General features: G+C 67.6%; 24 protein-coding genes. 9 read left to right on the forward strand and 15 right to left on the reverse strand.

The features are described from left to right. The 6 genes from ACOQOP_RS09110 to ACOQOP_RS09135 form a co-directional block, all read right to left on the reverse strand. A complete protein-coding gene (locus tag ACOQOP_RS09110; protein WP_420566011.1) occupies nucleotides 1-507 on the reverse strand; it encodes a PAS domain-containing protein in 507 nt (168 codons plus the stop codon). Between the two features lie 148 nt (nucleotides 508-655). Further along, entirely contained in the window at nucleotides 656-1,120 is a 465-nt protein-coding gene (locus tag ACOQOP_RS09115) for a hypothetical protein (protein ID WP_420566012.1), read from the reverse strand. A 72-nt stretch (nucleotides 1,121-1,192) separates the two neighbouring features. Further along, entirely contained in the window at nucleotides 1,193-1,519 is a 327-nt protein-coding gene (locus ACOQOP_RS09120; protein WP_420566013.1) for a hypothetical protein, read from the reverse strand. A gap of 52 nt (nucleotides 1,520-1,571) precedes the next feature. Next, nucleotides 1,572-3,014 carry a ribosome biogenesis GTPase Der gene (gene der, locus ACOQOP_RS09125; protein ID WP_420566014.1) on the reverse strand — a complete coding sequence of 481 codons (1,443 nt, stop codon included), beginning with the start codon at nucleotides 3,012-3,014 and terminating at the stop codon, nucleotides 1,572-1,574. Between the two features lie 10 nt (nucleotides 3,015-3,024). Then, nucleotides 3,025-4,362, reverse strand: coding sequence for a PQQ-binding-like beta-propeller repeat protein (locus ACOQOP_RS09130; RefSeq protein WP_420566015.1), 1,338 nt, complete (start codon nucleotides 4,360-4,362; stop codon nucleotides 3,025-3,027). 7 nt (nucleotides 4,363-4,369) lie between these two features. After that, the gene (locus ACOQOP_RS09135) at nucleotides 4,370-5,014 is read right to left on the reverse strand and encodes a tetratricopeptide repeat protein (RefSeq protein ID WP_420566016.1); all 645 of its coding nucleotides are present in this window, start codon (nucleotides 5,012-5,014) and stop codon (nucleotides 4,370-4,372) included. Nucleotides 5,015-5,371: 357 nt separating this feature from the next. Here ACOQOP_RS09135 and ACOQOP_RS09140 point away from each other — a divergent pair, with 357 nt between their 5' ends. The 5 genes from ACOQOP_RS09140 to ACOQOP_RS09160 all read left to right on the forward strand — a co-directional run bounded on the left by ACOQOP_RS09140 (nucleotide 5,372) and on the right by ACOQOP_RS09160 (nucleotide 8,240). Then, nucleotides 5,372-5,632, forward strand: a complete 261-nt coding sequence (locus tag ACOQOP_RS09140; protein WP_420566017.1) for a DUF2794 domain-containing protein — start codon at nucleotides 5,372-5,374, stop codon at nucleotides 5,630-5,632. A 266-nt stretch (nucleotides 5,633-5,898) separates the two neighbouring features. Beyond that, complete coding sequence (locus ACOQOP_RS09145; RefSeq protein WP_420566018.1) at nucleotides 5,899-6,180, forward strand: hypothetical protein; 282 nt, start codon at nucleotides 5,899-5,901, stop codon at nucleotides 6,178-6,180. A gap of 234 nt (nucleotides 6,181-6,414) precedes the next feature. Further along, the gene (locus ACOQOP_RS09150; protein ID WP_420566019.1) at nucleotides 6,415-6,768 is read left to right on the forward strand and encodes a PilZ domain-containing protein; all 354 of its coding nucleotides are present in this window, start codon (nucleotides 6,415-6,417) and stop codon (nucleotides 6,766-6,768) included. Between the two features lie 117 nt (nucleotides 6,769-6,885). Beyond that, the gene (locus tag ACOQOP_RS09155; protein WP_420566020.1) at nucleotides 6,886-7,401 is read left to right on the forward strand and encodes a hypothetical protein; all 516 of its coding nucleotides are present in this window, start codon (nucleotides 6,886-6,888) and stop codon (nucleotides 7,399-7,401) included. A gap of 62 nt (nucleotides 7,402-7,463) precedes the next feature. After that, nucleotides 7,464-8,240 (forward strand): SDR family oxidoreductase, encoded by a 777-nt coding sequence (locus tag ACOQOP_RS09160; RefSeq protein ID WP_420566021.1) that lies wholly within the window; start codon nucleotides 7,464-7,466, stop codon nucleotides 8,238-8,240. 237 nt (nucleotides 8,241-8,477) lie between these two features. Here the strand turns inward: ACOQOP_RS09160 and ACOQOP_RS09165 are convergent, their stop codons facing one another. Beyond that, nucleotides 8,478-9,359 (reverse strand): hypothetical protein, encoded by an 882-nt coding sequence (locus ACOQOP_RS09165; RefSeq protein ID WP_420566022.1) that lies wholly within the window; start codon nucleotides 9,357-9,359, stop codon nucleotides 8,478-8,480. 54 nt (nucleotides 9,360-9,413) lie between these two features. Beyond that, a complete protein-coding gene (locus ACOQOP_RS09170) occupies nucleotides 9,414-10,412 on the reverse strand; it encodes a nucleoside hydrolase (protein ID WP_420566023.1) in 999 nt (332 codons plus the stop codon). A gap of 171 nt (nucleotides 10,413-10,583) precedes the next feature. Between ACOQOP_RS09170 and ACOQOP_RS09175 the strand changes: the two genes are divergently transcribed. After that, the gene (locus ACOQOP_RS09175; RefSeq protein WP_420566024.1) at nucleotides 10,584-10,799 is read left to right on the forward strand and encodes a DUF3126 family protein; all 216 of its coding nucleotides are present in this window, start codon (nucleotides 10,584-10,586) and stop codon (nucleotides 10,797-10,799) included. A 107-nt stretch (nucleotides 10,800-10,906) separates the two neighbouring features. Here the strand turns inward: ACOQOP_RS09175 and ACOQOP_RS09180 are convergent, their stop codons facing one another. Continuing rightward, nucleotides 10,907-11,611 carry a sulfotransferase gene (locus tag ACOQOP_RS09180; RefSeq protein WP_420566025.1) on the reverse strand — a complete coding sequence of 235 codons (705 nt, stop codon included), beginning with the start codon at nucleotides 11,609-11,611 and terminating at the stop codon, nucleotides 10,907-10,909. A 349-nt stretch (nucleotides 11,612-11,960) separates the two neighbouring features. Here ACOQOP_RS09180 and ACOQOP_RS09185 point away from each other — a divergent pair, with 349 nt between their 5' ends. Then, complete coding sequence (locus ACOQOP_RS09185; protein ID WP_420566026.1) at nucleotides 11,961-12,665, forward strand: 2OG-Fe(II) oxygenase; 705 nt, start codon at nucleotides 11,961-11,963, stop codon at nucleotides 12,663-12,665. Between the two features lie 9 nt (nucleotides 12,666-12,674). Here the strand turns inward: ACOQOP_RS09185 and ACOQOP_RS09190 are convergent, their stop codons facing one another. The 4 genes from ACOQOP_RS09190 to ACOQOP_RS09205 form a co-directional block, all read right to left on the reverse strand. Then, nucleotides 12,675-12,863, reverse strand: coding sequence for a hypothetical protein (locus tag ACOQOP_RS09190; RefSeq protein WP_420566027.1), 189 nt, complete (start codon nucleotides 12,861-12,863; stop codon nucleotides 12,675-12,677). A 28-nt stretch (nucleotides 12,864-12,891) separates the two neighbouring features. After that, nucleotides 12,892-13,167 carry a hypothetical protein gene (locus ACOQOP_RS09195; RefSeq protein WP_420566028.1) on the reverse strand — a complete coding sequence of 92 codons (276 nt, stop codon included), beginning with the start codon at nucleotides 13,165-13,167 and terminating at the stop codon, nucleotides 12,892-12,894. Between the two features lie 126 nt (nucleotides 13,168-13,293). Beyond that, nucleotides 13,294-14,100 carry an aspartyl/asparaginyl beta-hydroxylase domain-containing protein gene (locus tag ACOQOP_RS09200; protein WP_420566029.1) on the reverse strand — a complete coding sequence of 269 codons (807 nt, stop codon included), beginning with the start codon at nucleotides 14,098-14,100 and terminating at the stop codon, nucleotides 13,294-13,296. A 214-nt stretch (nucleotides 14,101-14,314) separates the two neighbouring features. Further along, entirely contained in the window at nucleotides 14,315-14,503 is a 189-nt protein-coding gene (locus ACOQOP_RS09205; RefSeq protein WP_420566030.1) for a DUF3008 family protein, read from the reverse strand. A gap of 208 nt (nucleotides 14,504-14,711) precedes the next feature. Between ACOQOP_RS09205 and ACOQOP_RS09210 the strand changes: the two genes are divergently transcribed. After that, the gene (locus ACOQOP_RS09210) at nucleotides 14,712-15,119 is read left to right on the forward strand and encodes a CBS domain-containing protein (protein WP_420566031.1); all 408 of its coding nucleotides are present in this window, start codon (nucleotides 14,712-14,714) and stop codon (nucleotides 15,117-15,119) included. A gap of 449 nt (nucleotides 15,120-15,568) precedes the next feature. Next, complete coding sequence (locus tag ACOQOP_RS09215) at nucleotides 15,569-16,138, forward strand: sigma-70 family RNA polymerase sigma factor (protein WP_420566032.1); 570 nt, start codon at nucleotides 15,569-15,571, stop codon at nucleotides 16,136-16,138. Between the two features lie 7 nt (nucleotides 16,139-16,145). Here the strand turns inward: ACOQOP_RS09215 and ACOQOP_RS09220 are convergent, their stop codons facing one another. Both ACOQOP_RS09220 and ACOQOP_RS09225 read right to left on the reverse strand, forming a co-directional pair. Next, nucleotides 16,146-17,180 (reverse strand): sodium:calcium antiporter, encoded by a 1,035-nt coding sequence (locus ACOQOP_RS09220; RefSeq protein WP_420566033.1) that lies wholly within the window; start codon nucleotides 17,178-17,180, stop codon nucleotides 16,146-16,148. After that, nucleotides 17,177-19,651: an NAD-dependent epimerase/dehydratase family protein gene (locus tag ACOQOP_RS09225; RefSeq protein WP_420566034.1), complete on the reverse strand. Its 2,475-nt coding sequence runs from the start codon at nucleotides 19,649-19,651 to the stop codon at nucleotides 17,177-17,179. Before ACOQOP_RS09225 ends, ACOQOP_RS09220 begins: the two co-directional genes overlap by 4 nt. Nucleotides 19,652-19,752 lie beyond the last annotated feature (101 nt).

Consider the following 19,752-nt stretch of genomic DNA (forward strand, 5'->3'; position numbering starts at 1 on the left):
TCAGGCGCGCAGACCGCGCACCGGTTCGGCACTGAAGCGGCTGGGCTCCAGCGCCTTCAGGATTCGGGTGACCGAGCCGCCGTCGGGGCGGATCGGCAGCAGCAGCCGGACATAGCTCCACGGCTTGCCGTTGATCGACACGTAGGACCGCTGGGTCAGCATCGGCGCCTCGGTCTCGGCCACGGTCTGGAGGTCGTCCAGAACGACCCGGGCGTCCCTGGCCCCGAAAAACTCGTGCACGCTGGTCCCCTTCAACTCCCGCCCGTAGATGTCGCAGGCCGCCGTGCCGGCCAGCCGGATCACCGCATCCTCAGTGCCGTCAAGATCGACCAGCATCAGATAGGGCAGCGCCTTGGCCGGCAGGTCCAGGGCGTCGACCACCGTGGGTGTGGCCCCCTCGCCGACCCGCAACCAGGTCTCGTACACGCCGGACAGGACCGGGAAGTTGCCGATATCGGACATGTCCAGGTCGTCGTTGACCGACACGAAGCTTTCAGGGCGTAGCATTGGGATGGAAGTCCAAGGTCTGGTGTGGGACAGGCGGAGCCGATCCTCATGGATACGCCAGCCAAGCCAGCGCAGCACACCTCAACCTCTGACCCCAACGTCCAGGAGTCAAGACACTGTCGCTGTCACAAAAACCGACTCAGGCGGCCTATCGGTAGGCGCGCACCCTGCTCTCGTAGTCGGTCAGGGTGAACGGCAGCGCCGCGCCGGACGCCGGATCCCACAGGGCGCGCTCGATGCCGACGATATCGCCCAGATAGACGTGGACGCCTAGGGACGGGGTCGGGTCCGGGTTGGCGATGGCATGGACGTCGCGCGGCGCCAGCACCAGGACGCCGCCGGGCCTAGCCGTCTGCTCCCGGTCCAGGGAGATGCGCTCGCCCTCGCGCCAGTAGCGGCGGTGGATCTCCACCCCCTCCAGCATCGAGATGATCGCCGTCATCCCGTGGTCATGGGGCGGGCCGGCGGTGTTGGGCGCCTGTCGCACCAGGAAGACCGACAGGTCTTCCGCTCGGTGCAGGACATAGTCCTCGCCCTCGAACTCTGGAATCTCGGCGATGGTCTTCCGAGGATCGGCGGTCACCAGGGCCAGCGCCGCCCTCACCTCGGCCACCGGGTCGGCCGAAACTGCCGCAGCTCGGCAATCCTCCACGAGCCTGCTGAGTATTTCGCCCACCGCGTCCTCTCACTCGCTCTTCAGGGTATTTTCCATGCCCCGGATCGCCAGTTCAAGGTTGCGCAGGGTCTGTTCCAGTTCGCGCAGCTTGGTGCGGTCCATCGCTTCGGTCTGCAGGGCATAGCGGATGCCCGAGGCCCGGGCCTTCAGCCGGGCCAGCCTGGTGCCGCCCTGGTTCACGGTGCCGGTCTGATTGAGCGAAGTGCGCCGCAGGGGCATCTGGCCCTTGGTGTAGCGATGGGTCGGCGGCTTGCCGTCATTGCGCCCGTCATACATCCGCGCGAGGTCCGCGATGGAGACCCTGGCATCCAGCTTTGTCTTACCGCGGCCTCGCATGGCGGCTCCGTGCAGCGCTGCAACCGGCGGTCGCCCCACCACGCGCCGCAGCTTAGCGGTCGTCGACGTAGGGGTTGCGCCGTTTACGCAGGTTAACCCGGATCGGCACCCCGGCCAGCCCGAATTCGTCCCGCAGCCCGCCGATGAGGTAGCGGACATAGCTTTCGGGCAGCTCGTCGGCCTGGCTGACGAAGGCGGCAAAGGTCGGCGGGCGGGCCTTGACCTGGGTCATGTAGCGCAGGCGCAGGCGACGCCCCTTGGACAGGGGCGGCGGATGCTGCTCGACCATGCGTTCCAGCCAGCGGTTCAGCCGGCTGGTCGGGATCCGGGTGTTCCAGACGTCGTAGATGTCGAACACCGCGTCCAGCAGCTTGTCCAGGTTGGTGCCGCGCAGGGCGGAGACGGCGATCCAGGGAACCCCGCGCACCTGGGTCAGCGACGTGTCCAGCCGGTCGCGCAGGCGCTGGCCGGCGGCATTCTTGTCGGCGACGGCGTCCCACTTGTTCACGGCGATGATCAGCGCCCGGCCCTGCTCCAACACCGTGCGGGCGATGGCGAGGTCCTGCTTCTCCAGCATCTGCTCGCCGTCGAGCACCAGCATGACCACCTGGGCGAAGCGCACGGCGCGCATGCTGTCGGTGGTCGACATCCGCTCCAGCTTCTCCACCACCCGCGCCTTGCGGCGCAGCCCGGCAGTGTCGATCAGGTGGATCTCGCGGCCCTTGTAGGTCCACGGCACCTCGATGGCGTCGCGGGTGATGCCGGCTTCGGGACCAGTCAGCAGCCGGTCCTCGCCGAGCAGCCGGTTGACCAGGGTCGACTTGCCCACATTCGGGCGACCGACGATGGCCAGCTTCAGCGGTCCCTTCGGGCCGGTGTCCTTGAGGATCGCGTCCTCTTCCAGATCGGCATCGTCAAGTTCGACGCCGTCCTCGACCTCCTCGGGGAACGGTTCTTCCTCATCGTACTGGGCGGCCAGTTCGGCAGCCAGCACCGGGTCGGCCTCGATCCGGGCGCGGATGATGTCGTAGAGCTCGCCCATGCCCTCGCCATGCTCGGCGGAGATCGGCACCGGCTCGCCCAGGCCGAGCCCATAGGCCTCGCCCAAGCCTGCCAGCCCGCCGCGGCCCTCGCACTTGTTGGCGAGGACGGTGACCGGCACCTTCACCCGGCGCAGCCAGTCGGCGAAATGGGCGTCCAGCGGCGTCACCCCGGCGCGGGCGTCGATCATCATCAGCACCAGGTCGGCCTGCTGCACGGCGGCCTCGGTCTGGCGCCGCATGCGGCCTTCCAGGCTGTCGTCCAGGGCGTCTTCCAGGCCGGCGGTGTCGACGATGCGGAAGGTCAGATCGGCGATCCGCCCGTCGCCCTCGCGCCGGTCGCGGGTCACGCCCGGGGTGTCGTCCACCAGGGCGTGCTTGGTCCCGGTCAGCCGGTTGAACAGCGTCGACTTGCCGACATTCGGCCGGCCGATGATGGCGACCTTGAGCGCCATGGCAGGTCCCCTAGCGGTACGCGCGAAGCTGCGCGTCGTTGTCGAGCACGTAGACCGTGCCGCCGGCCACGATGGGGGCAACATACACCGGGTCCCCGACGTCGATCCGGCCGAGCAGCTTGCCGGTATACGGCGAGATCGCATAGACGAAGCCGTCCGACGAGCCCACCAGCAGGCGGTCGCCCACCAGGACCGGTCCGGCATATTGGATCGGGTCCTGCTGGTCCTCCATGTCCTCAAAGCGCGGCAGTCGGTGCACCCAGCGCACCCGGCCATCGCGTCGGGTCAGGGCCACGACCTCGCCGGTCAGGCTGACGACGAACACGAACTCGCCGGCCACCCAGGGCATGGAGGTGCTGCCGATGGCCCGCTCCCACACCCGGCGACCGGAGCGCATGTCGATGGCGGCCATGCGGCCGGCATGGCTGACCGCGAAGGCGAGATCGCCGTCGATCACCGGGCTGCCGCGGATGTCGGACAGGCGCGAGATGGCATCCATGGCGCGCAGGCTCGACAGGTTCTCCACCCAGACCACCCGGCCGGTCTCGACCCGCAGGGCGAAGAGCTGACCGGAGGAATACGGGATCAGCACGGTCGATCCCTGCACCGCCGGGGCGGCACCGCCCAGCAGCGACGCGATCTCGGTGATGCCCTGATGCTCCCAGATGCGGGAGCCGTCGCTGGTCGACAGGGCGATGGTGCGGTTCTCCAGGGTCACGGCGAACAGGCGCCCCTCGGCGATCGCCGGCGCGCCGCGCACCGGACCCGGCAGGCGCACGCGCCAGTTCTCCGACCCATCGGCAATGGCGAAGGAGATCACCTCGCCGAACCCGGTGGCGGCATAGACGTTCGCCGCATCGGCGACGATCCCGCCCGGATAGACCGCGTCGTCCTCGTCCTCCGGCCTCAGGTCATGCTCCCAGAGCTCGCGGCCGTTGGCGGCGCTCAGCGCACGCAGATTGGCCTCGCTGTCCAGCACGAGCACGGTGTCGCCCACCACCAGCGGCTGGGTCAGGAGCGACACCTCGTCATCGCCGCCGCTGCCGACCGACACGGACCAGGCCTGGGCCAGATTGTCGCCGGCATCCACATGGCCGAGCGCCTTGGAGGCGTTGCCGCCCGGCTGGGACCAGTAGGCGTTCACATAGGGACGCGGCAGGATCACCTGGGTATCGGCGAGACTCGGGTCTTCCTGGATGCCCTCGCCGATCTGCAGCACGGGGATGCGCTCGCCCGGGAGCGGGATCTTGGCATCCTCGCCGAAGAAATCGCCGCTACCGCAGGCGGAGAGCGCGAGGGTGGCGGCGAGCGAAGCGACGAGGGGGAAACGGGCGCCGAAGCGGATCACGCTGACCTCACCCGCCCAGGGCCTGGAGGAGTTCGCTGGCGCGCTGGCGCAGCTGGCCCGGCGTCTCCGGGTTGTCGGCGATCAGTTTCAGGGATTCGCGGGCAGCGTCGATGTTCCCCTCTTGGATGGAGATCGCGGCCTCGGTCTCGCGGGCCAGCGGCTCCCAGGCGTTGCCGGGGGTCAGCAACGGGGCGAGGTCGCTGTGCAGGGTCGGCGCATCGGCGGAGCCAATCCGCAGCCGTACCCCGTGCAGCCGGGCGAGGTCTCCATAGGGGGCCGGCACCGAGGCGTCGTTGGCGATCGCCATGTAGGTCTCCGCGGCGGCCGGGATGTCGTCGGCGTCGACCAGGGCGGCGGCCTGGCTCAGGCGGGCGATCGCGGCGTAGCCGGCATCCCCCGCATCGGCCAGGGCGGCGAAGGCCTCGGCCGCCTCGCGCGGCTTGTTCTCGCCCAGCAGCGCTGCCGCGTCGGCATAGGCTGCGGCCTGTTCGGCGCGCTGACCGGCCTGGTATTCGCGCCAGAAGACGTTGCCGGCAACGGCGAGCACGATGCCAACGCAGAGCGCGATGACCCAGCCGCCATACTTCTTCCACAGCGTCGCGGCGCGCTCCTGCTGCAGTTCCTCGTCGACTTCCCGGAAGATGTCGGCCACGGCATCGTTCTCCAAACTCTGGTGTCCGGCCCGCCTGCCGCATCCGGAACACGGTCGTCCGCGGATAAGCGGCGGTCGCGCAACCTAGCGGCGGGACGTGCGGAAATCAACGCGCACCGGCCAACGCCCCCTGACGGCGGCGCGGCGGTGGGGACATGTCCCGGCGTTGAACCCCGGCGTTGAACCCCGGCGTTGAACCACTGGGGGTTTACCCCGCCGGCAAATTCAGGAAGACTTCCTAGCAGACAGGCTAGGTAACGCAAGGATATCCGCCGGCCGATGGAAAATCTCATCCGTCTCCCGAGCACGCGCAAGTCGGTCCGCCACTTCTTCTTCACCCGTAATGAGCTGGGTCAGTTGCTCTCGCTGTATGCGAGCCGCGTGGCCGCCGGCGAATGGCGCGACTATGCGCTCGACCGGCACGAGGACATGGCGGTGTTCTCGATCTTCCGCCACACCCACGAGCGGCCGCTCTATTCGGTGAGCAAGACCCAGCGCCGCGGCCAGAAGCGCCCGACCTTCGCCCTCTTCGCCGGGCCCAAGCGCCTGAAGAGCAGCGCGAGCCTGCTCGACGTGCTCGCCGTGTTCGAGAAGCTGCCGCGGCTGGTGCAGAGCTGAGGGCGCGCTCGGCGCTTTTCTCTCCCTGAGACCTCCTCCTTATCCGTCATCGCGAAACGCGTTCGGCATGACGAAGGGGAAGATGAATAACCACACAAAACATCACAAACATTCTTCAGAACATTAGTACCTGTTTCCCTCATTCATCTGCTCTCCAATACAACTTACGACTGAATCGAACCGTGGTTGAATTTCGCTCCCGATTGTTCGCTTCAAATGTTCTTGTTATGTTCTCATTCCAGACGGCAGGACGAGGATGTCGCGGCATGGGACGGTTGAAGCGGGAAATGATGGACCAGAAGGATCGCTCCCAGCGGGCGGCCCAACTGGGGGATCTGCTGCAGGCCAAGGTCGGCGTGTTCTGCTGGTGCAACCGGTGCAGCCACTACGCCGAGGCGTCCACGGCCATGCTCATCGCCCAGCTCGGGCCGGCCTTCCCGGTGCCGGAGATCGGTGCGCGGATGCGCTGCAGTTCCTGCGGCTCCAAGGACGTCTCGACCCGCCCCGCCTGGCCCAATCTTGGCCCGGTGAGCAAGCACACCGCCTAGCGACGCAGCGTTCCTCCGCAAGGCCCGTACTGGGCAAAGGCGATCCACAGGGGCGCCATCGGCCGGGCAGATTCTGCCGTCGGCCGGGCTGCACGCGCCGGTCGAGGCAGCGCGAATCGTTGGAAATCAATGGCCACTCCTCTGGCACGCCGGTTGCTGCATGACGGGCGGAGACCGTGCCTTCGGACACCGCCTCCGCAGGACACGATGAAGCATCAATCGGAGATGACTCCCATGCCAGCCACCCATGCCCCGGCCTCCCGCCAGGCCGACCGCCGCAGCACCCGCCGGATCTCCGCCCCCATGACCGTCGTCATCGGCAACGCCCCCTACGCCATCGGCGACTGGAGCCTCGGCGGCCTCCGGGTTCTGGAGTATTCCGGTGCGCTCGAGCCGGGCGACTGCACCGCCATGCGCGTCTTCGTACCGACCGCCGGCCCGGGCGCCCTGTTCCGCACCAGCGGCGAAGTCCGGCGCAAGGACGACGAGGACGGCTCGGTCGGCGTGGCGTTCAACGACCTGGATTCGGTCGCCTTCGACACGCTGAACCGGTATTTTCGCGAGAGAATGCTCCGCGGCACCGTCTGATCGCGGACCTGCCCGATGTCGATCCGAGCGGAACAGCGCATGCGTCCACCGTCCAACCGCCCTGCCCGCGCCGCCCCGCTGCCCCGCCGCGGACCCGCCGGCGCTGGAGCGGGAACGGTGCCGCCTCCGGTGTTCCGCGAGCCGCCGGCGAACGCTCCCGGCAACGCGGATGACGGGCCGATCTATCCGAGCCTGAAGCGCAAGACGCCAAAGGAACGCGCCGACGCCATCGTCGCCGACCTCAAGGAGGCGATCCTGAACCCGGGACGGCTCGATGGCAGCACCGGCATGTCCTACAACGACTGGGCCCGGATCGCGCAGACCAAGATCACCCGCGCCATCGCCGAGGCGGAGGCGTCGGCCATGTTCCGCGAGCTGATGTCGGCCAACCGGATCGGCGGGCTCTGCATGCGGGTCGGCTTCCTGCTGCTGGCGGCGCTGGCCTCCTTCGGCGGGTTCTGGTTCGGCACGGTCTTCATCTGGGAGACCTACGGCCCGGCCTGGGGCACCGGAGCGATGTTCTCGGCCTTCGGCCTGGCCCTCGCCTTCGTCGTCGCCGGCGTCATGCTCAGCGGCAAGGATGTGGAGACGATCCGGAAGGACGTCCGCGAAAAACTCAATCTGAACGACTGACGCGCCGTTCAAGGCCTCGCTATAGTCGCTCCGACCAAGAAACCCAGGACCGGAGGGACCCCATGAAACTCGATCTGACGGGCAAGCGCGCCATCATCACGGCCGGCGCCCAGGGCATCGGCCGCAAGACCGCCGAGGTCTTCGCCGCGGCCGGCGCCACCGTCTATACCTGCGACCTGGACGTGGACGCGCTGGAGGACGCCAAGGCCACCATCCCGGGCCTGCAGGGCGTGCCCTGCGACGTCGGCGACGCCGCCGCCTTCCAGGACTTCATGGACAGAGGCATCGAGACCCTGGGCGGGCTCGACATTATGGTGAACAACGCCGGCACCGCCGGGCCGACCGCGCCGGTGGAGGAGGTGTCCCTGGAGGACTGGACCTCCTGTCTGACCGTGAACCTGACCAGCGCCTTCCTCGGCACCCAGAAGGCAGTGCCGGCACTGATCAAGTCGGGCGGGGGCAGCATCGTCAACCTGTCCTCGGCCGCCGGGAAGTTCGGCTTCCCGCTGCGCAGCCCCTATTCGGCGGCGAAGTTCGGCATCGTCGGCTTCACCCGCACCTGCGCGATGGAACTCGGCCCCCACGGCATCCGCGTGAACTGCGTCCAACCGGGCCCCGTTGAGGGCGCGCGCATCGACCGGGTGATCAAGGCCAAGGCGGAGGCCGGCGGCATCTCGGAGAACGAGATGCGCACCAAGATGGCCGACGTGACCCTGATGAAGCGCTTCGTGACGGCGGGCGACATCGCCCACCAGATCCTCTTCATCTGCTCCGAGGCCGGCCGCAACATCACCGGCCAGTCGCTCAGCGTGGACGCCGGGCTGGAGGGGCTGGCGTAAGCCGCCTCTCCTTCCCTCTCTCCTTCCCTCTCTCCTTCCCTCTCTCCTTCCCTCTCTCCTTCCCTCTCCCCTTACCGCCCCTCCTCACGCCACTCCCCGGCCTTGTGCCGGGGCCTACGCCCGGAAAGCGCTCAGGTTGGGGGCGGTAGCACGCCGATATGTAGGGCCCGGACTAAATCCGGGCAGTGAGAGTGGGAGATGGTGAGATAGCAAGGAGTGGGGAAAACCGCCCCCCTGCTAAGGCCGGTAGATATTGGGAACCAGCGCCGGGGCGTAGGCCGCCAGGATCACCGCCAGCACCGCCGGCAGCGCCAGAATGGCCGCCAGCGCGATCGGCCGCACCGCCTCCGACTTGGTCAGCGCATTGGTCGCCACGAAGCGCCGAGCGAGCGGTTCGATCGCCAGCGCCGACAGCACCAGAACCACCAGCACCACCGGCACGCGCCCCTGATAGACCATGACCGCGGCGAGCGCGATCGCCACAGCGGAGCCGCCGATCTCGCCCGGGGCGCCGAAGGGCAGGCGCCGGTTCGGCCAGTTGCAGATCACCCAGCCGAGCGCCGCCGCGGCCAGCGGCAGACCGATGGCCCAGGCATAGCCCGGCCCGGTCACCATCCCGAGTGCGCCGAGCCCGGCCGCGATCACGATCAGCGACACCGGAGCGCAGAGTTCCACCTCGGCGATCTGGTGCATCCTGCCGACGATCAGGCCGGCGACGGCGGACACCTCGAAGACCCGGTAGGGAAACTGATGGGCCGGCGTCTCGCCGGAGATGATCGCCGTCACGTCGATGCCGGACGTCCAGACCACCGCCAGGAACGGCCAGAAGAACGCCGCCACCGCCGAGATGAACCGGGTCTGGGTCACCATCTCGATCAGGATACCGATGAGGCCGCCGGCGGCCGCCAGCCAGACCAGCTTCTCCATCACCGTCACCGGCGGCGTCGGCGCCAGGCCGGGCAGCAGGGCGACACCGACGATCAGCGCCACCGGAATCCCGAAATCGGCGATCCGCGCGCCCGTTCCAGCGCCACCGATCAGCCGCATCAGCAGCGCCACGGCCACCGCCACCGCAACGGGAACCACCAGGGTGGCGATCAGGGGATCGGTCAGCGTCATTGTCCTACCATGCCAAGTTTCAGTCCCGTCGTCATGCGCGCTGTGCCAGCCGGTTCAGCCGTCGGATCGGGCCGCGTCAAGCGACATAAGCCGCTCCTTCAGCCAGTCGATGAAGGCCGGCGCGTCGACCCCGGTTACGATATCAGCCGTCGGCTCGGTGGAAGCGAAATCGGCCACTGTGCGACCCCGGGCCGCACCGCTGTCGGTGATCACCTCCACCCGTGCCGACCGGGTCTCGAACAGCTCCGGACGGATCGTCCAGGCGACCGCCATGGCGTCATGCACCGCCTTGCCGCCGCGCGCCGCCGTGCTGGGAGTGTCGTAGCCGCCGAGCATGGCCGCCGCCGTCCGGCAGACCGTCCCGCCGCTACCGGCGAGATCGGAGATCCATTCCGGCGACAGCAGTGCCTGGTGGGTGGCGTCGAGCGGGAACAGCACCGGGCGGGACTCGGCCGGCCACTCCGTCGTCGTCAGTACGGTGCGGGCGGCCTCCGGGTCGGTGAAGATGTTGAACTCCGCCTGGGGCGTGACGTTCCCCTTCTCCACGCCGCCGCCCATGATCACCAGCCGGCGCCAGCGGGCGGCGGTCTGCGGCTGCTTGATCAGGGTCACCGCCACATTGGTGAGCGGGCCCACCGCGACCAGGGTTCGGTCGTGCCGGGCTTCGGCGATCAGCGCGTCGACCCCGTGGCCCTCGGCGATCCCGCCCTCGCCGTCCGGCAGGTCGATCCCGCCCAGACCATTGCCGCCATGGATATGGGCGGCGTCATGCACCGGGGCGGTCAGCGGCCGCGGGCAGCCGGCATGCACCGGCACCTCCGGCCGGCCCGCCAGGGTCAACACCTTGCGGGCGTTGCGCGCGGTGAGATCCAGGCCGACATTGCCGTGGGTCGCCGTCAGCGCCGCGATCCGCACCTGCTCCGGACAGGCCGCGGCCAGCAGGATGGCGATGGCGTCGTCGATCCCCGGATCGCAGTCGATGATGATGTCTGAGGCCTTGGGGACTGCGGCGTCGGCAGGGGCGTCGGCAGGGGCGGAAGGCGGCGGGGTCATGGCGGGTCCTCGGCGGAGATCAGCCCCCTTCTACGCGATCCGGACGCGAGGCCAAACCGCCATCGCGGTTGCGCGACCCCCGCCGCCTGCGATAAGCCGGGTCGACACGGGCAATCCGCTCACCACATCGAAAAACACAGCCCGCCCGCTGACCTCATCAAGGAGACCGACGTGACGCCGAAGGAAATCGCTCAGGTACAGGCGTATCTTCGCAACCGTTTCTCGAACAATCGGATCGCCCTCGTCCCGCGCGCGAGCAAGAACGATTCGGTGGAAGTCATGCTCGACGACGAATTTCTTGGCGTCATCTTCCGCGACGACGAGGACGGCGAGGTCTGCTACCAGTTCAACATGACGGTCCTCGACATCGATCTCGAGGCGCTCTGACACCGCCTACCCGCATCGGCGCGCAGGACGGTCGCATCGCACCGTCGCGCCCGGTGCCGAGGCGCAATCCGACGGTCGACCGGGACGCCCCTGAACCCTCGACGGCCTCAGGTCTTGTTGGAATGCGGCATCGGAACCTTCATATGCGGCGGGATATTCAGAAACGCGCACAGCTTCCCGGTGTCGGTTTCCTTTGAGATATCGATCACCAGCAGCTTGTCTTCCGCTTCGGCAAAATACCGTTTGATCTCTCTGTTCCGATTCTCGTACAGATTTACATAGTATTCCTTATCGTAAAGCTTGTTCCACAGGATCTCTTTGCGCTCTCCCTGAAAATCGCTCAGCATCATTTTCATGGTGGCGTGAATATAGCCCGGATAGAGATAGTTGAACTTCGTGCGGATATCCTCTTCCGTCAGGGCGGACATGTCCTCGATATTGTAGAGCTTCTTGTGGAAATTATACATCGACGCGAACCAGGCGTCTGAACTGCGCTCCGTCAGAATGAACTTGCTGTTCGGAAACAGCGCATCGGCCGCCACGTAGGCCTGCCCCTGGGAGAACGGCATGTCCTGGAACGCGTCGAACCCTGAGCAGTAGCTCTTCAGTTCGGTGTAGTCGGTGGAGAACACCTGTCGGGTCAGGCGGGCTTCCTGTTCCTGCTGATCCGGCATCCTGTAGCCGTACAGCCGGAGCACCTGCTCAAGCGTGGTCGTTCCGGTCTTGTTGAAGCCGATGCAGAAAATCTTGTTGAAGGACTTGTTGGAGAGGACGGTCGGCGAAACGATCTTGGTGAATTCGTCGGGGGTCATGTCTTCTTCAGCCCTTCAGCGCATGGATCCGTCAGCATTCCTGCGGCAACGCCGAACGTCTTACGGAGTGTTGTCTTAATCTTCAGCGCGGCGGCAGGCTGGGTGCCGATACCGACGATCGACTGTCGAAGTGATCCCAGAACCCTCCCACCAAATCAATGAATTAAATTCCCGGTCAGCCTTCCCCACCGAGATCAGGCGGCGCGCCGTCGCGTCGGGCCGAGCGCACGGAGTGCGGTCGTCCGGATCGTCGGCGCCGGGGAGGACCGACCCAATTAAACCGCAACAATCAGAGTGTCCGCGCACCCCACCGATGCGATACCGGGCCGCCAACGACGGAGAGACAGCCATGACCGACGACCGCCTGGCCGCCTATGACTGGTCCGCCCTGACCGCGGAGCTCGACGGCAACGGCAGCGCCATTCTGCCCGGACTGCTCACCCCGACGGAGTGTCGGGACCTGGCCGCGCTCTATGGCGAGCCGGACCGCTTCCGCAGTCACGTCATCATGGCCCGGCACGGCTTCGGCAAGGGCGAGTACCGCTACTTCGCCTATCCGCTGCCGGATCCGCTGGGAGCGCTTCGGACGGCCCTCTACCCACGGCTGGCCGATCTGGCGACCCAGTGGAACGAGCGTATGGGCATCGAGCAGCGCTACCCCGAGGCGCATTCGGACTATCTGGCGCAGTGCCACGCCGCCGGCCAAACCCGCCCGACGCCGCTGCTGCTGCAATACGGGCCGGGTGACTTCAACTGTCTGCACCAGGACCTGTATGGCGATCTCGTCTTCCCCATCCAGGTGGCCATCCTGCTGTCCGAGCCGGGCGAGGACTTCACCGGGGGCGAGTTCTGCATGACCGAGCAGCGCCCGCGGATGCAGAGCCGCGTCGACGTGGTGCCTCTGCGCCAGGGCGACGCCGTCGCCTTCGCCGTCAACACCCGGCCGGTCCAGGGCACGCGCGGCAGCTACCGCGTCAAGCTGCGCCACGGCGTAAGCCGCGTCCGCTCCGGCCGGCGCCACACCGCGGGGATCATCTTCCACGACGCAAGGTGACGCCCCGCCTCATGCGGCCGCCAACCACGTGAGGGCCACGCCGACCACGGGAATTCCGACCAGTCCGGCGATGAAGACGACGCGTTGCCATCGCTTGCGCAGGATGATCCTGCCCTGGCGTGCCTCCAGGGCTGACCGGGTGAGGCCCCGCTTGTCATGGGGGGCTTCGGAGGGGTCGGTCTTGCCTTGGTCACTCATGATCGGTGTCCCTTGGGCCAGGCTGAGGTCAGCTGATCGCGAACAGCCAGACGAGCAGCCCTGCGATGACCAGCACCGCGGCTGCCAGGACGAACGTCCCCTTCCAGCGGGGCGATCGGTGATCCGCGGCGACGACGGGCGCAGGCCGGCTACCGTCGCCGGCGGCGCGCTCGGTCTCCATGCGTTGTGCCGCCTCTGCCTCCTCCCGGTCGGGTGACGTACCCGCCGCTTCCTCGGCGGTGTCGAGAGGAACGGCAGCCGGGCGCTCGCGTCCTGCCATCCTGTCTTTGGTTGGGTTGGTCATGGCTCCGGCTCCTTGTGTCGTGTCATCAACAGGGCCGGCGGGCAGATGTTCCCGGAGCGGGCGGTGATGGCAAAGGAAGGCCTGGTGAGGACGACGGAGCTGGCATGCCGATGGCCTGCCTGATGGTCAGGCAGCCTCGTAGAACTGCCTTTCCCAGGCCTTCTGGTTCTGCGTGCCCTCGCGGATGAAGGGGGTGAAGACGGCAAGGTTCAGCAGCAGCCAATTCAGCAGCCGCGCGGGGAAGCGCAGCGGCTTCACGAAATCGACGAACAGCACGACACGGGTCTGGTCGGTGTGGTTCCAGGCCTCGTGCTCGAAGGCGTCGTCGAAGATCAGGACCTTGCCCTCCTCCCACTGGCAGGTCCGATCCTCGACACGGATCGCCAACTCGTCGGGCGTGGCCTCTGGCACGATCAATCCGAGATGCAGCCTCAGCACACCGTTATACGGGCCGCGATGGGCCGGCAGGTGCTTGCCCGACTCGAAGATCGAGAACATGGCGGTCTTGAGGCCGGGGATCTTCTGAATGACCCGGCTGGTTTCCGGACACTGCCGGAGATTCGCCTCAGAGGAGACCCCGTAGCCGGTGAGAAAGAATGTCTTCCAGCCACGGTCCTGGCTGATCGTGCGGACATCGGTCGACAGTTCGTGGAAGCCCGGCAGCTCGGCCTGCCGGTCGAGAACGCGGTCAAGCTCGGCCCGGATCAGGGGGCTCGCCCGCTCGAGTTCGTCGATCCAGGGGAAGGTAGCGTTGTCGTGGACCGGCCGGTTCGGCACCTTCGAATACCGAAGATTCATGCGCTCCACCCAGGCGACGAGTCGCATGAGCAGCCGGACTGTGCGGGACGGCCGGGTCATGGGCGCCAGACCCTCGGTGCCGAACCTCTGCTGCGCCTCGGCGCGGTTCGTCGGCCCTCTCCGGTCGGAGGCCATGTCTCGCTCCTTTCTTCGATGTGCGGGTCCGAGGCAACCGCCGCCGGAGGAATGGTGGAGGCGAGCCGGACGGACGATCCCCCGGGTCTGCAACGTCAGTCGACCTAACGCAACACCTGACCACGAGACTTTTCCGGTTCGTCCCTGCGCGGAGCCCCGGCGCGTCGGACCTGCAGGGGGGGCGGCGCCACCGTGCGAACGGCGAACACCCGCCTTACGACCGGGACCGGTTTTCCGGCTTCAACTTGGGATCGGTCTCGGCAAGCCCCTTGAGCTGGGCTTCGGTCATGGTGTCATACATTTCCCGGGCGGCGTCGTTCAGTTGCTCCTTCTCGATCTCTCCCCGCTTTGCGGCAAGGGCCATGCCCGCAGCCTTCTCCTGATCCTGTGTGTTTCCCGTCATCGTCAGTCCTCCGGCGCAGATGGGCATCGAGCCCGACTGTGATGGAAACAGCGGCCCCGCCCTGAGGTTCCCGCGCCGGCTGGCCGGGCGCGCTTGCCGGAGGTTTCTCAGCCCGGCCGGGGAACAAGGGCCCCCACGCAGCTGTTCTTGGATCAGAGCGCCCAAGGCGCACGCGAAAGGAGGAACTCCGATGAAAGTATCCGAAATCATGTCCTCAGATCCAATCGTGGTAGCCCCCGACAAGAGCCTGCGGGATACCGCCGCGATGATGGCGGATGTCGATGTCGGCTTTCTGCTGGTCGGCGAAGGCGACGAGCTGGTCGGCATGGTCACCGACCGGGATATCTGCGTCCGCGGTGTCGGTCAGGGCATGGGCCTGGACAGCGCCGTGCGCGAGGTGATGACCGCCGACGTCCGCTATTGCTTCGACACGGACGAGTGCGAGTCGATCGTCCAGAACATGGGCGACCAGCAGGTCCGCCGGATGCCGGTGGTCAACAGCGACAAGCGGCTGGTCGGCGTTCTGTCTCTGGGCGATATCGCCGTCCGGGACGCCGGCGCCAGGGCCGGACAGGCTCTTTCCGGCATCGCTCAGCCGGGCGGCGCCCATAGCTGACAACCGACCTGGGGCGTGACGGCCTGTCCAGCCCCCGGCGTCTCCCCATTCCTCGCCAGAAGCCCGGGTCGCTGCCAGACAGCGGGTCGGGCTTCCGTTGTGCGAGGAGGGTCACGGCGGGCCTGCACGGATAACCCCGTGGTGATCTCGTCTGTCGTGCCCTGAGATCTGTTTTCGTCTTTTTCCGTGCAACCGACCCTCCGGCGACACGTTCTCCGTCTGTACGGCAAGACCGAGAGAACGGTGGCGGAAATCCGTTCACGTTCTCGGCTCAATGGTCAGTGCGGCTCTAGTTGCCAACGTCGATCGCGGACAGTGCAGCGATTGAATGTTGATGAATGCGACAGCCACGTGCCCTGCTCATTCTGTTGAGTTACCGATAACTCACAACGCGGTCCTGCGGCGGTCGTCCCACCGCATGCCAAAGTACCGCGTACAAAGGCCAACCCATGTTGCGCGACAGGAAAGACCACGACGCCGGGGAACTCTCCACCGACACGACGATCGAGTGGATTCCCGCCTTAAGGGCCTTCGCCAGATCCCTGACCAAGGACGCCAATGACGCCGACGACCTGGTTCAGGACACCCTGCTGAAGGCCATCCGAAACAGGGACAAGTTTCAGCCAGGCACCAACCTGCGGGCCTGGCTGTTCACCATCATGCGAAACACCTTCTACAACACCTGCGCCCAGAAGAACCGCGAGCGCCCGGGTGAGACCGATTGCGCCTCGGAAATGCCCACGGTCTCAGCCGACCAGGAGCTGTCGCTCCAGGGCAAGGAGGTCGTGGAGGTGGTGGACCATCTGCCCCTGCCGTATCGCGAGACCTTCATCCTGGTCGTCCTGCTTGGCGAGAGCTACGAGAACTGCGCCCAGATCTGCGAAGTCGAGATCGGCACGGTCAAGAGCCGGGTGAACCGGGCGAGGGCCATGGTGGTGGAGCGCCTGGACGCATCCGGCGGCGTGCAAACGGAGGGACAGTCCGCGGCTGCGAACCACGGGCCGCAGGCGCAGACCTGACGTGCCTTCACCGCAGGGTGAAGAGGAGCCCAAGACCGCCGAGATACACCACCGTCACGGCAAGGGAATCAAAGCCGACCCCGGCGATCGCGGGGTCGCGCCGCTCCAGCAGGCCGGCCATGTAGATGGCGGTGACGAGGATGCCCAGGATCCCGGCGAGGATCGAGAAATCGCCCATCTCGCCCAGAACGGCGGGTCCGACAAAGGCAAGATCCACCACCAGGACCAGCGCGATGTCGAACAGGTTGGTCCCCAGGATGTCGGAGACGGCCATGACGTAGCGTTTGAGCCGCATCGCGGCGACGACCGTCGACACCTCCGGCAGCGACGTGGCGATGGCGACGAACACCGCGCCGAAGAAGCTCTGGCCCAGGCCGGTCTGCTCGGCGAGCGTCTCGGCGGTCGAGGAGAGCACCCAGCCGGCGGCGAAGATCGCAAGGGCCACAGCACCCGTGCGCAGGACCAGACCCTGGGTGCTGTAGTCGGGCACCTCGATATCGGGCAGCTCTTCGGAGGGGGGCTCGCCCACGACCTTCCAGTCCAGATTGCCCTCGGCCATGGACAGGAGCCGCAACGCCAGCAGGAAGACGGCGAAGATCCCCCAGGACCAGATGCCGGCCCCAAGCACGGCCGTGTCGCCGACGGCGATAGCCGCCACCACCAGCGCCATCAGCAGGATGCCGAGCGTTCCCTGCAGCAGGACCGTGGGGTCCGGCACGGCCATCGTCAGCGCGCCGCGGCGGAACAGGACGTCGGCCAGGGCCAGGATCGCCACCTGCATGGTGAACCCGCCCAGCAGGTTGTTCACCGCCAGCGGCCCGTTTCCGGCGAAGGCGGCGCTGCCGGCGACGGCGATCTCCGGCAGCGAGGTGACGCCGCCCAAAAGCAGGATCCCCAGCGTGGCCTGGCCGATCCCGGTGCGCCGCGCGATGGCGTCGGCCAGCCGCGACAGCCGCGTGCCGGCGATCCAGACCACCACGGCCGCGGCCGCGAAGATCCCGGCGCTGAGGGCGAGCGGCAGGCTCTCCAGCCAGCCGATCATACGACCACGCGGGACCAGGAGCCGTAGCGGTTGCGAACCGTCCCCCGCGGCACGCTCACCACCATCAGGGCGAGCCCGGCGGCAATGTCCGCCCCGCTCTGCAGCCAGGTCGCGTCCATCACGAAGGCGCAGATCACCAGGCCGGCGCCGAGGCAGATGTTCAGGAACCGTGCGGCGCGGATGCTCTCGGCCATGGCGCTGACCGCGATGGTGACGGCCAGGGCGCCGATCAGGTGATCGGTGTCCGCCAGCACACCCTGGGTGCCCAACGTCAGGCGCGTGAACATCAGCCAAAGTCCGATGGCGACGCTGGCGCTCAACCCCCAGGTCACGCCGATACCGCCGGTCAGCGTCTCGCGGATCACGGCCCCCGGCCGCAGCTCGAAACTCTCGTCGATCCGGCTGTCGGGACCCTCATCGGTGTCGCCGGTCAGGAACACCCGCAGCAGCGGCGCCCCGGCCCGCTTGCGGCGGCGCAGGAACTGGCAGGTGGCGATCAATTCGTCCACCGCGTAGGGAATCTGGATCAGCATCGCCGCCGCGGTGATCAGACACAGCGTACACCAGGTGCCGAGAAGGATCGGCTGGATCACGATGAAGGTGATCGAGATCACGCCCAGCGGCACGATCATGATGCCAAAGATCATGACCAGCCACGGCATCGTGCGCCAGCGCCGCGCCGAGCCGATGAGCCCGGTGAGGATCTCCAGCAGATAGGTCAGCGCGCCGAGGCCCGCGTCGGGCACTGGCCAGGCGCGCGAGACGTCCGAGGTGATGATCTCTTCGGTACCGTTCTGCGGGTCGTCGAGGCTGCCGGCGAAGAACGGCTCCCAGACGCCGTCCACATGACCCATCTGATAGGCCGCGAGATACCGCGAGACGAACAGGCCGAAGAAGGCCAGCGCGATGACCGGCATCCGCTGGGTCCAGTCCGACGGCGAGTAGTCCCAGCCGGGCGGAACCGTCGGTCCGGTGGTCGCCGCCAGGGTGCCGATACCGGGGGCCGGCCGGGTGCAGGCCGCAAGGGCGAACACCGCCGCGCCCACCAGCGTGCCGTTCAGGTAGGCCGCCGCACTCTCGGTCCAGGTGACCAGCGGCGCCGTCATGATCCAGACCGCCACCGCCGCCACGCCCCAACGCACCAGCGACAGGCGCCAGGAAAGCGCCAGAAAGCTGCCGATCATCACCAGCAGGCCGGCCACCGTGTCGCTCAGCGTCATCCCGTTCGCCCCGGCATAGCCGAGGATCACCGGGGCGGTCAGCAGCCACGCGCCCAGGCCCATGTTCAGAAAGGGCGCCCAGATGTGCGCCGCATGGGCGGAGCGGAAGTCCCGCTCGCGCCGCTCCCGCAGGGCCTCGGGATCCTCCCGCCGCTCGGCCGCCTGCAGCCAGTGCGGCTTGGTCAGGCCGTTGGCGTCGTACCAGGCGGCCGGATCCGCCTTCAGGTTGGCGATCATTGCCGGCAGGTCGTCCCGCAGCCGGTGACGCGGGCTCCAGCCCAGCAGCTCCTCCGCCCGGCCGATGTCCAACTCGTAGTGATCGTCGGCCATCCGGACCATGAAGGGCTTGATGAACGGCTCTTCGCCCTGGTCGAAATCGTCCGGAACCAGCGGCTCGGACTTCTGCTGCGCCCAGGCGCCGGCCGCGGCGATCGGCTTCGGGACCGACAGGGTCTGCCAGTCCTCGGTGCCGTGGATCAGCCCGGCGATGCGCCTCTGCAGGGCGTCGTAGCCGATGGCCTCGCGCTCGCCGATGAGGATGGTGACCGCGTCGGGCAGGTCGGCCCGCCGGTCGACGGTCCGGGCGAAGGCGTCGATCATGTCGTCGCGGTGCAGGAAGGACTGCCCGGTGGAGAGGTCGCCGGAATAGGCGTGGGATTTCGGCTCGCGCTCGTAGATCCGGCGGATCTGCTCGGCCAGCGTCGGAACCGCCGTCTGCGCGTCATAGAGCCCCGCGAGATGCAGCAGCGCGTAGGGGATATCGCCGTGGTCGTCGCGGATCGCCTCCTCCGCGCGCGCCTTGGACGCGGGATAGGCCCAGCGCGGGTCGATAGGTGTGTCCTCGGTGATCGGCAGGCCGGGGGAGCCGGGCCGATGGACCAGCATGGTGCCGGAATAGATGAAACGCTCCACCCGGAGCTTCTGCAGGCCCCGGAGGAGGTTGCGGGTCCCCTCAACGTTGACCGTCTCGTAGAGCGGGTTCTCTTCGCCGGAGAAGTCGAAGAAGGCGGCGAGATGGATCACCGCCGCGACCCGGTCGCCGTGGCGGTCGCGGATCTCCTCCAGGGCCTCGTCGACCGACGCGCGGTCGGTGATGTCGAACCCGATGATGGAGTCCGAGGCCTTCAGGTCGAGACCCACCACGCGGTAGGTCTCCTTCAGCCGTTCCGTCAGGGCCGATCCGACAGAGCCGGCGGCCCCGGTGATGACGACGAGCGGCTTCTCCGGTGTGTTTTCCCTCCGGGAGGTCATCTCACACCCCGCAGCCCGCGATCGGCCGGCTTCGAGTGACCGCTCCCGGCGCCGCGCGCGGGCGCGTGCCGGCGGCGGCCGCCGCGTATCCCGTTCAGGCG

Origin of the sequence: Thalassobaculum sp. (genome assembly GCF_965223715.1) — a bacterium.
GTDB lineage: Bacteria > Pseudomonadota > Alphaproteobacteria > Thalassobaculales > Thalassobaculaceae > Thalassobaculum.